Raw genomic sequence first — 12,481 nt, forward strand, 5'->3', positions numbered from 1 at the left:
CGAGCCGCGTTGAGGAGTGCGGCGATGTCACCTAGATCCCGGCACGGACGGTCGTCCCGTTATTCGCGGTACACCGGCGGGCCGGATCCGTTGGCGCCGCCGGTCGATCTGCGCGACGCGCTCGAGCAGATCGGCGAGGAGGTGATGGAGGGCAGCTCACCGCGGCGTGCGCTCTCCGAGCTGCTGCGCCGGGGCACGAAGAACATGCGCGGCACCGACCGGCTGGCGGCCGAGGCCAACCGGCGGCGGCGCGAGCTGCTCAACCGCAACAATCTCGACGGCACCCTGCAGGAGATCAAGAAGCTGCTCGACGAGGCGGTGCTGGCCGAGCGCAAAGAACTCGCGCGCGCCCTCGACGACGATGCCCGCTTCTCGGAGATGCAGATCGAGTCGCTGTCGCCGTCGCCGGCCAAGGCCGTGCAGGAGCTGGCCGACTACCAGTGGCGCAGTGACGAGGCGCGCCAGAAGTACGAGCAGATCAGAGACCTCCTCGGCCGCGAGATGCTCGACCAGCGCTTCGCCGGGATGAAGCAAGCCTTGGAGAACGCCACCGACGAAGACCGTCAGCGCGTCAACGACATGCTCGACGACCTGAACGAGCTGCTGGACAAGCACGCCAAGGGGCAGGATTCGCCGGCAGATTTCCAAGACTTCATGGCCAAGCACGGCGAGTTCTTCCCGGAGAACCCGCGCAACGTCGACGAGCTGCTCGACTCGCTGGCCAAACGCGCCGCCGCCGCGCAGCGCTTCCGCAACAGCCTCAACGCCGATCAGCGCGCCGAACTCGACGCGCTGGCCCAGCAGGCGTTCGGATCGCCGTCGTTGATGAACGCGCTCAACCGGCTGGACTCGCATCTGCAGGCGGCGCGGCCCGGCGAGGACTGGAACGGCAGCTCGGAGTTCTCCGGCGAGAACCCGCTGGGTATGGGGGAGGGCGCCCAGGCGCTGGCCGATATCGGCGAGCTCGAACAGCTCGCCGAACAACTCTCGCAGAGCTACGCGGGCGCCACGATGGACGACGTCGACCTCGACGCGCTGGCCCGTCAGCTCGGAGACGACGCCGCCGTCGACGCCCGCACGCTCGCCGAACTCGAACGGGCTCTGATGAATCAGGGCTTCATGGATCGCGGCTCGGACGGCAAGTGGCGTCTGTCGCCCAAGGCGATGCGCCAGTTGGGTCAGGCCGCGCTGCGTGACGTCGCCCAGCAGCTCTCGGGGCGGCACGGCGAGCGCGACACCCGCCGGGCCGGCGCGGCGGGGGAGCTGACCGGCGCGACCCGGCCGTGGCAGTTCGGGGACACCGAACCGTGGAACGTCACCCGGACGCTGACCAATGCGGTGCTGCGTGAGGCCGGCGGGCAGGAGCGAAGCGACCGGGGGACCAGGAGAGGTACGGGTGAACGCGCGATCCCGATGAGCATCACCGTCGACGACGTGGAGATCTCGGAGACCGAGATGCGCACGCAGGCCGCTGTCGTCCTGCTCGTCGACACGTCGTTCTCGATGGTCATGGAGAACCGGTGGCTGCCGATGAAGCGGACGGCGCTGGCGCTCAACCATCTGGTGAGCACCCGGTTCCGTTCCGACGCGCTGCAGATCGTCGCCTTCGGCCGGTATGCCCGCACGGTGACCGCGGCCGAGTTGACCGGCCTGGAGGGCGTCTACGAACAGGGCACGAACCTGCACCACGCGCTCGCATTGGCCACCCGCCACCTACGTCGCCATCCCAACGCCCAGCCTGTCGTGCTGGTCGTCACCGACGGCGAGCCGACCGCGCACCTCGAGGACTACGGCGGCGGCGAAGAGGGGGCGGGTTCTGCTGTGTTTTTCGACTACCCGCCCCACCCGCGGACCATCGCCCACACCGTCCGCGGATTCGACGAGGTGGCGCGGCTGGGCGCCCAGGTCACGATCTTCCGCCTCGGCAGCGATCCGGGCCTGGCCCGGTTCATCGATCAGGTGGCGCGCCGGGTCGGCGGCCGCGTGGTGGTGCCCGACCTCGACGGGCTCGGCGCTGCGGTGGTCGGGGACTATCTGACGGCGCGCCGCCGGCGCTGACACGCCGGACAACAGGCGTCCCCACCCCCGCGCACCGTGCGCTAGGGTTTGCTGAACTCACCAGGTCCGGGTCAAGGGGAGGCCGAGCCGCGGACGGTGCCACCGTTCGTCGCCCGGAGGGAATCACCTTGTCTGCGCTCCCAGCGCGAGTGATGCGGCGCGCCCGGCGTGCCGCCGCGCCGGTCGCGATCGGCGGCGCCGCGGTGGTCACGGTGATCGCGGTCGGCGGCGTGGCGGTGGTCGTCCCCGAGACCGTCGCGGCGAAGATGCACGGGTTGACGGCGCTGATCGCCGACGGCGGCTTCGCGCACCCCGCCGGTGCCGACATCGAAGACCTCTACCAGCGCAGCTTCACCGTCGGCCCGGCGGTCACGATCGACCTCCACCCCGCACCCACGCGGCGGCAGCATGCGCCCGGGCCCCACCCCTCCGACGAGGCCGGTCCGCCACCCCCGCACGGCTGGGCCGTGACCGATGCGCTCGCGCCGGCGCACACGGATCCCGAGCACCTCGGATCGAGCAGCGCGGCCTACGTGGCGGGTGAGGGCGTGGACGGTCCCGGCGAGCAGTCGGCGCAGGCGGAACCGTCGAGCCTCGATGTCGGTTTCGAATACGACCTGGACGGCAACAGCCCGTCGTACGTCTTCAACGGCGTCGCCCTGGCCAATTCGTTCATGGCCTACGTCGACCGCAGGCTGAACCGGCGCCAGGTGGATCTGCCGGTCTCCGTCGATGCCGGCGGGGCGGTCGTGGTGCGTGACGGCTGCCAGGACGGCTGCGCGACCGCCGACGGCTACGCCCACATCGATCGGGTCGGCCACACCACGCGGGTGGTGTTCGAATCCGCCGACCTGCCGCTCACCCGGCCGCTGCGCCGTTACGGCGGTCCGGCCGGCGCCCGCATCGCCGATGCGATCGACCCCGCACTGCGGACCGTCGTCGACTACGGCTACGCCGACAACGATCCGATGACCGATCGTGCGGGGGCGCGGCGCCCGCGGCTGCTGCCGACCGCACGGGAGACCCGCACGTTCGCCGACGACGTCTCCGTGGCCGTCCGCAAGGGGGTGCGCTCGCTGGCCGAGCCGCCGGACCGAGCGGTCGGCTAGCTGCTCTTGCGCTTCTTGCGCTTCACCGCGACGCTGCCCCACAGTGCGAAGCCGCGGATCCGGACGCAGGGTGCGCCGGGCAAACCCTCGCCGACGACGTTGTGGTCGAAGGCGCCCATGATGCCGACACCGTCGAGGTCGACGTTGACCTCCGGCGGCACCAGGATGGTCTGACCGCCGAACACCGAGTAGCTCTTGATCTCGACCTCCGGGGCGGTGAAGTCCGCGTACCGGAGGTCGACGACGCCGCTGCCGAGGAACGCCATGGTGGTCAGGCGCCTCGGGACGTTCCACCGCCCGCGCCGCTCGAAGCCACTCATGATGGCGAGCAGCACGGTCGAGGGCGCCGGGCGGCATGGGCCGTTCCCCCGAGGAGTCGTCATCGCACCGGGCAGATCGGCGCTGACCAGGGCCAGCTCGTCGAAGGTCTCGGCGGCGTACGCCTTGGTCAGCCGGTCCTCGTATTCGTTCATCTGCAACCGGCCCTGCGCGGCGGCATCGGTGAGGAACTGCGCGATCTGGATCCGATCCGTATCGGCCGCGCGCTGTGCTCCCTTCGGCGGCGTCGCAGGTGTGCTCATCGTCTACGAGGGTACGACGATCAGTGGTACATGCAAGGGTGTTGGTCAAACTGTGCCCGCGCCGGCGCGGGCGAAGCCGCTAGCCCGTCGAAGTTTATTCGGATTAACCGGGCGTTCGTCGAAAAGTCACCGGATGGCCGCGGTGGCCGACGGCGACGTTGAGCGCGCGAGGGCGACCCCGCCGACACCGCGCCCGCAGTGTGATGTTCAGCGCGGGGTCAGCGCGCTGGCCACTGCGGCGCACGCTTCTGCAGGAACGCCAGCATTCCCTCCTGCGCCTCGTCGGAGACGAACAGTTCCGCCGACTGGCGCGCCAGATCGTCGGCCCGCCGGTCGAAGGACTCGAGGACCGCAGCAGTCGTCAGAGCCTTCGAGGCCGCCAAACCCTGGGGCGAGCCGAGCCCGATCTGTCCGGCCAGCGCGGCCACGGCCGCCTCGACGTCATCGGCGGCCAGACTGATGAGTCCGATCCGCGCCGCTTCGTCGGCGCCGAACTTCTCCCCGGTGACGAAGTACCGGCCCGCCGAGCGCGGGGTCAACTTCGGCAGCAGGGTCAGCGAGATGATCGACGGCGCGACGCCGATGCGGGCCTCGGTCAGCGCGAAACTGCTCTTCGCACCGGCCACCACGAGGTCGCAGGCGCCGACGAGCCCCATACCGCCGGCGCGGACATGTCCGTCGACGGCGCCGATCACCGGCACCGGCAGTTCGAGGATGGCGCGCAGCACGGCCGTCATCTCCCGCGCGCGGCCCAGCGCCGACTCCGTTGGGTCGCCACCGGAGGACTCCGACAGATCGGCCCCAGCACAGAACGTGCCGCCGGTGTGGCCGAGTACCACACAGCGCACCGCGGTGTCGGCGGCTGCCGTGCGCAGACCATCGCGCAGTTGTTCGACCAGTGCGGTCGACAACGCGTTGCGGTTGTGCGGGGAGTCCAGCGTCAGCCGCGCGATGGCACCGTCGGCGCGGTAGTGAACCAGCTCGCTCATCAGTACCGTCTCTTCTTCGCGCAAGCGCTCATCAGTACGACTTGGGGAGGCCCAGCGACGTCTGCGCCACGAAGTTCAGGATCATCTCCCGGCTCACCGGCGCGATGCGGGCCAACCGCGACGCCACCAGCGACGCCGCGATGCCGTACTCCTTGGTCAGCCCGTTACCGCCCATCGACTGCACCGCCTGGTCGACCGCACGCGTGGACGCCTCGCCCGCCGCATACTTCGCCATGTTCGCCGCCTCCGCCGCGCCGACGTCGTCACCCGCGTCGTAGAGCGCCGCCGCCTTCTGCATCATCAGCTTGGCCAGCTCGATCTCGATGTGGTTCTGCGCCAGCGGATGCGAGATGCCCTGATGCGCCCCGATCGGCGTCTTCCAGACCTGACGGGTCTTGACGTAGTCGACGGCCCGGTTGATGGCGAACCGGCCCATGCCGACCGCGCTGGCCGCACCCATGATCCGCTCCGGGTTCAGCCCGGCGAACAGCTGAGCGATCGCGGCGTCCTCCGAACCGACCAGTGCGTCGGCGGGCAGGCGCACGTCGTCGATGAAGACCTGGAACTGGTTCTCGGGGCTGACGAGCTCCATGTCGATCTTCGTCCAGCTCAGCCCCGGTGTGTCGGTGGGGACGATGAACAGGGCGGGCTTCAGATTGCCGGTCCGCTCCTCGTGCGTACGGCCGACGACCAGGATCGCCTGCGCCTGATCGACACCCGAGATGTAGGTCTTCTGGCCGTTGAGGATCCAGTCCGCGCCGTCGCGCCGCGCGGTGGTGACGATCCGGTGCGAATTCGACCCGGCGTCGGGTTCGGTGATCGCGAACGCCATCGTCACCGAACCGTCGGCGATGCCCGGCAGCCAGCGCCGCTTCTGCTCCTCGGTGCCGTACTTGCTGATGATCGTTCCGTTGATCGCCGGTGACACCACCATCATCAGCAACGTCGACCCGGCGGTGGCCAGCTCCTCCATCACCAGCGACAACTCGTACATCCCGGCACCGCCGCCGCCGTACTGCTCGGGCAGGTTCACCCCGATGAAGCCGAGCTTGCCCGCCTCGGCCCACAGCTCGGTGGTGTGCTCGCCGGCCCGGGCCTTCTCCAGGTAATAGTCCTGGCCGTAATTGGCGGCCATCGCGGCGACCGCCTTGCGCAGCGCCTGCTGTTCCTCGGTCTCGATGAAACCGGTCATCGGGGTTCTCCTCCTGAGCTCTCAACTGGGGCGAGTACTCGCGCCAGGACCATGCCGACCTCGACCTGCTGGCCCGGCGTGACGTTGATCTCGGCGAGCACACCGTCACCGGGGGCGGCGAGCTTGTGCTCCATCTTCATGGCCTCCAGCCACACCAGCGGTTGGCCCGAGGTCACGGTGTCCCCGACCGCGGCACCGACCCGCACCACCGCTCCCGGCATGGGCGCGATCAGCGAGCCCTGCGCCACCGCGGCGTCGGGGTCCGGGAAGCGCGCAAGCGCGGTCAGATGCACCGGGCCCAGCGGCGAGTCGACGTGGATCGCCGACCTGTCCGGGCACCCGTATCGCGCCACCTCGAATTGGTATTCGACGCCGTCGACGCCGAGCACCGCATTGTCGGGCTGCACCGCCACCAGCCGCAGCCCCGGGTGCCCGGCGACCTCGACCCCGGCCCGGGTGAAGCGGTATCGCACCTCGATTTCGGCGCCGTCGGGGTCGGCGAAGCGCTTGAGCTGGTGTCCCGACGCGAGATTGCGCCACCCGCTGGGCGCCGCCGCGAACACCGTCGCCGCGCACCGGTTGGCCGCGGCGTCGGTCAGCGCGGCGGCCACCGCCGAGAGCGACACCGCGCGCGGGTCGCCGGCCGGCGCGGCCAGCTCGGCCAACCCGTGGGTGTCGAAGAACGCGGTGTCGGTGGCGCCGTCGAGGAAGGCCGGATGGCGCAGGACGTTGACGAGCAGATCGCGATTGGTGCGCACGCCGTGCACCCGGGTGCGGGCCAACGCATCGGCCAGCCGGGCCGCCGCCTGCCGGCGCGTCGTGGCGAAGGAGATCACCTTCGCCAGCATCGGGTCATAGAAGATCGACACCACCGAACCGTCGACGATGCCGGTGTCCACCCGCGGCCCGGGCGGCACCTCGAAGCGGTGCACCGTGCCGGCCTGTGGCTGCCAGTTGCGCGCCGGATCCTCGGCATAGAGGCGGGCCTCGATGGCGTGCCCGCGCGACGGCGGCGGCTCGGGTTCCAGCCGGCCGCCCTCGGCGATCGACACCTGCAGTTCCACCAGGTCCAGCCCGGTGGTCAGCTCGGTGACCGGATGCTCGACCTGCAACCGGGTGTTCATCTCCAGGAAGAAGAAGGAGCCGTCCTCGTCGGCCATGAATTCGACCGTGCCGGCACCGGTGTAGCCGATCGCGGTCGCGGCCGACCGGGCGGCGTCGAACAGCCGCTCCCGCATCCCGGGTGTCCGCTCGACCAGCGGCGCCGGGGCCTCCTCGATGATCTTCTGGTGCCGGCGCTGGATCGAGCACTCCCGCTCGCCGACCGCCCACACCGTGCCGTGGGCGTCGGCCATCACCTGTACCTCGATGTGGTGGCCGGCGGCGATATAGCGCTCACAGAACACCGTCGGATCGCCGAATGCGGACTGCGCCTCGCGCTGGGCGGCGGCGACTTCGGCGGACAGTGCGTTGACCTCGTACACCACCCGCATACCGCGACCACCGCCGCCGGCCGATGCCTTCACCAGCACGGGCAGTTGACCGGCGGTGACCGCGGCCGGGTCGAGCTCCTCGAGCACGGGAACCCCGGCGGCGGCCATCAGCTTCTTGGCTTCGATCTTGCTGCCCATCGCGGCGACCGCAGCCGGCGGCGGCCCGATCCACGTCAGTCCGGCATCACCCACGGCGGCGGCGAATTCGGCGTTCTCCGAGAGGAATCCGTACCCCGGATGGACGGCGTCGGCGCCGGCGGCGCGCGCCGCGGCGATCAGCTGCACCGCATCGAGGTAGCCGTTGGTGCCCTCGAGCCGCACCCGGGCGTCGGCTTCGGCGACATGCGGTGAGCCGGCGTCGGGATCGGTGTAGACGGCCACGGTGGCGATCCCGAGGCGACGGCAGGTGGCGAACACCCGGCGGGCGATCTCGCCGCGGTTGGCGACGAGGACTCTGGTGATCATCGGTGCGCCCTTCACATCCGGAAGACGCCGAAGTTCGACGTCCCCTCGATCGGTCCGTTGGCGATGGCCGACAGACACATTCCGAGCACGGTCCGGGTGTCGCGCGGATCGATCACGCCGTCGTCGTAGAGCCGCCCGGACAGGAACATCGGTAGCGACTCGGCGTCGATCTGCGCCTCGATCGCGGCCCGTAGCGCCGCATCGGCGTCCTCGTCGACGGTCTGCCCACGCGCTTCGGCGGCGGCCCGGCCGACGATCGAGATGACACCGGCCAGCTGGGTGCCGCCCATCACGGCGGCCTTGGCGCTGGGCCAGGCGAACAGGAACCTCGGATCGTAGGCGCGCCCGCACATGCCGTAGTGGCCCGCGCCGTAGGAGGCGCCGATGAGCAGCGAGATGTGCGGCACGGTCGAATTGGAGACGGCGTTGATCATCATCGACCCGTGCTTGATCATCCCGCCCTCTTCGTACTGCCGCCCCACCATGTACCCGGTGGTGTTGTGCAGGAACAGAAGTGGGGTGTTGGCGCGGTTGGCCAATTGGATGAACTGGGTGGCCTTCTGCGACTCCGCACTGAACAGCACGCCGCGGGCGTTGGCGAGGATGCCGATCGGGTAGCCGTGCAGCGTGGCCCATCCGGTCACCAGCGACGATCCGTAGAGCGCCTTGAATTCGTCGAACTCCGACCCGTCGACGATGCGGGCGATCACCTCACGCGGATCGAACGGGATGCGCAGATCGGCCGGGACGATGCCGAGCAGTTCTTCGGTGTCGAACAGCGGCTCGGTCACCGGGCCCGGTCGCGGACCGTGCTTGCGCCAGTTCAGCCGCGACACGATGCGCCGGCCGATGCGCAGGGCATCCAACTCGTCGACGGCAAGATAGTCCCCGAGACCCGATGTGCGGGAATGCATCTCGGCACCACCGAGCGATTCGTCATCGGCCTCCTCGCCGGTGGCCATCTTCACCAGCGGCGGTCCGGCCAGGAACACCTTGGAGCGTTCCTTGATCATGACGACGTGGTCGGACAGGCCGGGGACGTAGGCGCCGCCGGCGGTGGAGTTGCCGAAGACCAGCGCGACGGTGGGGACGCCGGCGGCGGACAGGCGCGTCAGGTCGCGGAACATCTGCCCGCCGGGAATGAACACCTCCTTCTGGGTCGGCAGGTCGGCGCCGCCCGATTCGACGAGCGAGATGACGGGGAGCCGGTTCTGCAGCGCGATCTGATTGGCGCGCAGGATCTTGCGCAGGGTCCACGGATTGCTGGTGCCGCCTTTGACCGTGGGGTCGTTCGCGACGACCAGACACTCGACACCGCTGATGGCGCCGATGCCGGTGACGACACTGGCCCCGACCGCGAAGTCGCTGCCCCACGCCGCCAGCGGGCTGAGTTCCAGGAACGGCGAATCGGGATCGAGGAGCAGTTCGATGCGTTCGCGTGCGGTGAGCTTGCCGCGTGCATGGTGACGCTCGACGTATTTCGCGCCGCCACCGGCGAGCGCCTTGGCGTGTTCGGCGGCGATCTCCTCGAGTTTCGCCGTCATCGCCGTCGCAGCGTCGAGGTAGGCGGGAGAGGCCGCGTCGAGCGTCGAGCTCAGCGCTGACGCGCGATCCGCTTCGCCACTCGCTCGGCTCACGACTGATATCCCAGGGTCTTGGCGGCCAGCGAGGTGAGGATCTCGGTGGTGCCGCCGCCGATGCCCAGGATCCGCATGTCCCGGTACTGACGTTCGACTTCGGACTCGGCCATGTATCCCATCCCTCCGAACAGTTGCACCGCCTGATTGGCGACCCATTCGCCGGCCTCGACCGCGGTGTTCTTCGCGAAACAGACCTCGGCGATGAGGTTCTGTTCTCCGGCGAGCTGCCGCTCCACAACGTGGCGGGTGTAGACCCGTGCGACGTCGATGCGGCGCGCCATCTCCGCGAGCGTGTTCTGCACCGCCTGCCGTGAGATCAGCGGTCGACCGAAGGTCTCCCGGTCGCGGCACCACTGCACCGTCAGGTCGAGGCAGCGCTGGGCGCCGGCGTAGGCCTGTCCGGCGAGGCCGACCCGCTCGCTGACGAAAGCGGCGGCGATCTGCAGGAATCCGGTGTTCTCGGCGCCCACGAGGTTGGCGGCGGGGACGCGGACATCGGTGTAGGACAGTTCGGCGGTGTCCGAGGACCGCCACCCCATCTTGTCGAGTTTGCGGGTCACGTGTAACCCGGGCGAGCATCCCGGTCCGTCTTTATCCACCACCAGCAGCGATACCCCGCCCGCGCCGGGTCCGCCGGTGCGGACCGCGGTGACGACGTAGTCGGCGCGCACCCCGGAGGTGATGTAGGTCTTGGCGCCGTTCACGACGTAGTGATCTCCTGAGCCGCCGTCGCGCACGGCCCGGGTTCGCAGGTGTCCGACATCGGAGCCGCCGCCCGGTTCGGTGATCGCCAGCGCGCCGATCTTCTCGCCGCGCAGGGTCGGGCGGACGTATTCCTCGATCAGCCGCTGGTCGCCGGAGGCGGCCATGTGCGGGGTCGAGATGCCGGAGGTGAACAGCGAGGCGAACACCCCGCCCGGCGCACCGGCGTAGTGCATCTCCTCGCAGATGATCAGCGCGTCGGCGCCGTCGCCGCCCTCGCCGCCGACGGACTCGGGCATCCCGGCGCCCAGCAGACCGGCCTCGGCGGCGCGCCGGTGCAGGTCTCTGGGTAGCTCGCCGAGGCGCTCCCATTCGTCCACGTGGGGCAGCACCTCGCGTTCGGCGAAGGTGCGCACCGACGTGCGCAACTGCTCGCGCTCGGGGGTGTGCCAGATGCTGGTCACGTCAGGAACTCCTGGGGGATGTCGAGGTGGCGGCTTCTGAGCCATTCGCCGAGTCCTTTGGCCTGCGGGTCGAATCTGGCCTGGTAGGCCACGCCCTGTCCGAGGATGCCGTCGACGACGAAGTTGACCGCCCGAAGCATCGGCAGGACATGCCGGGTCACGGGCAGACCGTCCGTTTCGGGCAGCAGCGCACCCAGCGCCTCGACGGTCAGGGTGTGTGCCAGCCAGCGCCAGTGCTCGTCCGTGCGGACCCACACCCCGATGTTGGCGCTGCCGCCCTTGTCCCCACTGCGGGCGCCCGCGATCAGGCCCAGCGGTGCCCGGCGGGTCGCTCCGGTCGGCCACGGCGGCGGCAGGGGCGGTTGGTCGACCGGCGCCAGGGGCAGGGTGGCGGTCGCCGGGGCGATGGCGGTGCGCGTCCCGTCGGCGTGCACCGCGGTGTGGGGCACGTCGGCGACGTCGACGTAGCCCGCGGTGAAGATGCCGTACACCTGGCCGTCGCCGGGCGGCGCGGTGGTGGTGAACCCCGGGTAGCTGGCGAGGGCGAGTTCGACGGCGGCGGAGGAGAACTGGCGACCGACGACGGCCGGATCCGGGTCGCGGACCACGCAGTGCAGCAGCGCGCTGGCGGTTTCCTCGGTGTCGGCGTCGACGTGGTCGGTGCGCGCCAGGGTCCATTCGAAGTCGGCGGGTTTCACGGTCAGCGCCGCATCGAGTTGCCGCCGCACCAGCGCGGCCTTGGCCTCGAGATCGAGGCCGGTGAGGACGAAGGTCATGGCGTTGCGGAATCCGCCGATGCTGTTGAGTGACACCTTGGCCGTCGGCGGCGGCGGTTCGCCCCGCACGCCGGCGATGCGGACCCGGTCCGCGCCGTCCGGGCTCAGCTGCACGGAGTCGAGGCGCAGCGTGACGTCGGGATTGGCATACCGCGGCCCCGAGATCTCGTAGAGCAGCTGGGCGGTGACCGTGTCGACCGTGACGGCTCCGCCGGTGCCCGGGTGTTTGGTGATCACCGACGAACCGTCGGCGTGGATCTCGGCGAGCGGGAAGCCTGCGTGCAGCAGTTCCGGCACCTCGGTGAAGAAGGCGTAGTTGCCGCCGGTGGCCTGGGTCCCGCACTCGATGACGTGGCCGGCGGCGACCGCACCGGCCAGGGCGTCGTAGTCGGTGCGCGTCCACCCGAAGTGCGCGGCCGCGGGCCCGACGATCACCGATGCGTCGGTGACCCGGCCGGTGACCACGACGTCGGCGCCGCGGTCCAGGCAGTCGACGATGCCCCAGGCGCCCAAATACGCATTGGCGGCCAGCGGGGTGCCCAGCTGGAGCTCAGCGGCGCGGGCGAGCAGGTCGTCACCGTCGACATGGGCCACCGTGACCGTCAGCCCGAGCCGGTCGGCGAGCGCGCGCACGGCGGTGGCGAGGCCGGCCGGATTGAGTCCGCCCGCGTTGGCGACGATGCGCACGCCGCGGTCGACGGCGGTGCCGAGGCAGTCCTCGAGCTGCCGCAGGAACGTCTTGGCGTATCCGCGGTCGGGATTCTTGGCGCGGTCGCGGGCCAGGATCAGCATCGTCAGCTCGGCGAGATAGTCCCCGGTGAGGAAGTCCAGGTCGCCGCCGGTGAGCATCTCGTGCATCGCCGCCAGGCGATCTCCGTAGAAACCCGAACAGTTGCCGATGCGTACGGGGTCACCCAACCGCTGCTCCTTTGCAGATCGATGCCGGCGCCCCGCCATCGAGGTACCAACCAACCGGTAGGTTAGACGTTACCTCCGGTTCTGGGTGGAGGTT

At 70.2% G+C, this 12,481-nt stretch carries 9 protein-coding genes; 2 read left to right on the forward strand and 7 right to left on the reverse strand.

From position 1 onward, the window contains the following. Positions 1–24 precede the first annotated feature (24 nt). Both ACN27E_RS23065 and ACN27E_RS23070 read left to right on the forward strand, forming a co-directional pair. Positions 25–2,058, forward strand: coding sequence for a VWA domain-containing protein (locus tag ACN27E_RS23065; protein WP_422745017.1), 2,034 nt, complete (start codon positions 25–27; stop codon positions 2,056–2,058). 128 nt (positions 2,059–2,186) lie between these two features. Next, positions 2,187–3,167: a PE-PPE domain-containing protein gene (locus tag ACN27E_RS23070; RefSeq protein WP_422745018.1), complete on the forward strand. Its 981-nt coding sequence runs from the start codon at positions 2,187–2,189 to the stop codon at positions 3,165–3,167. On the opposite strand, the gene ACN27E_RS23075 is transcribed toward ACN27E_RS23070, so the two are convergent. From ACN27E_RS23075 to ACN27E_RS23105, 7 genes are all read right to left on the reverse strand, one after another. Further along, the gene (locus tag ACN27E_RS23075) at positions 3,164–3,748 is read right to left on the reverse strand and encodes a DUF1707 SHOCT-like domain-containing protein (RefSeq protein WP_422745020.1); all 585 of its coding nucleotides are present in this window, start codon (positions 3,746–3,748) and stop codon (positions 3,164–3,166) included. The genes ACN27E_RS23070 and ACN27E_RS23075 overlap by 4 nt on opposite strands. A 218-nt stretch (positions 3,749–3,966) precedes the next feature. After that, positions 3,967–4,737 carry an enoyl-CoA hydratase family protein gene (locus ACN27E_RS23080; protein WP_422745022.1) on the reverse strand — a complete coding sequence of 257 codons (771 nt, stop codon included), beginning with the start codon at positions 4,735–4,737 and terminating at the stop codon, positions 3,967–3,969. A 31-nt stretch (positions 4,738–4,768) separates the two neighbouring features. Next, positions 4,769–5,929, reverse strand: coding sequence for an acyl-CoA dehydrogenase family protein (locus ACN27E_RS23085; protein ID WP_422745024.1), 1,161 nt, complete (start codon positions 5,927–5,929; stop codon positions 4,769–4,771). Next, complete coding sequence (locus ACN27E_RS23090; RefSeq protein ID WP_422745026.1) at positions 5,926–7,887, reverse strand: acetyl/propionyl/methylcrotonyl-CoA carboxylase subunit alpha; 1,962 nt, start codon at positions 7,885–7,887, stop codon at positions 5,926–5,928. Before ACN27E_RS23090 ends, ACN27E_RS23085 begins: the two co-directional genes overlap by 4 nt. A gap of 11 nt (positions 7,888–7,898) precedes the next feature. After that, positions 7,899–9,431, reverse strand: coding sequence for an acyl-CoA carboxylase subunit beta (locus ACN27E_RS23095; protein WP_422750072.1), 1,533 nt, complete (start codon positions 9,429–9,431; stop codon positions 7,899–7,901). A gap of 89 nt (positions 9,432–9,520) precedes the next feature. Beyond that, a complete protein-coding gene (locus ACN27E_RS23100; protein WP_422745028.1) occupies positions 9,521–10,693 on the reverse strand; it encodes an acyl-CoA dehydrogenase family protein in 1,173 nt (390 codons plus the stop codon). Beyond that, the gene (locus tag ACN27E_RS23105; RefSeq protein WP_422745030.1) at positions 10,690–12,387 is read right to left on the reverse strand and encodes an acyclic terpene utilization AtuA family protein; all 1,698 of its coding nucleotides are present in this window, start codon (positions 12,385–12,387) and stop codon (positions 10,690–10,692) included. Before ACN27E_RS23105 ends, ACN27E_RS23100 begins: the two co-directional genes overlap by 4 nt. Positions 12,388–12,481 lie beyond the last annotated feature (94 nt).

The sequence above is a fragment of the Mycobacterium sp. WMMD1722 genome, assembly GCF_049315205.1.
Lineage (GTDB): Bacteria > Actinomycetota > Actinomycetes > Mycobacteriales > Mycobacteriaceae > Mycobacterium.

Bases quoted from the DNA above. Each gene is read 5' to 3' on its own strand.
- ACN27E_RS23085 (WP_422745024.1), bottom strand. From the start codon at position 5,929: ATGACCGGTTTCATCGAGACCGAGGAACAGCAGGCGCTGCGCAAGGCG.
- ACN27E_RS23090 (WP_422745026.1), bottom strand. From the start codon at position 7,887: ATGATCACCAGAGTCCTCGTCGCCAACCGCGGCGAGATCGCCCGCCGG.
- ACN27E_RS23095 (WP_422750072.1), bottom strand. From the start codon at position 9,431: ATGACGGCGAAACTCGAGGAGATCGCCGCCGAACACGCCAAGGCGCTC.
- ACN27E_RS23080 (WP_422745022.1), bottom strand. From the start codon at position 4,737: ATGAGCGAGCTGGTTCACTACCGCGCCGACGGTGCCATCGCGCGGCTG.
- ACN27E_RS23065 (WP_422745017.1), top strand. From the start codon at position 25: ATGTCACCTAGATCCCGGCACGGACGGTCGTCCCGTTATTCGCGGTAC.
- ACN27E_RS23075 (WP_422745020.1), bottom strand. From the start codon at position 3,748: ATGAGCACACCTGCGACGCCGCCGAAGGGAGCACAGCGCGCGGCCGAT.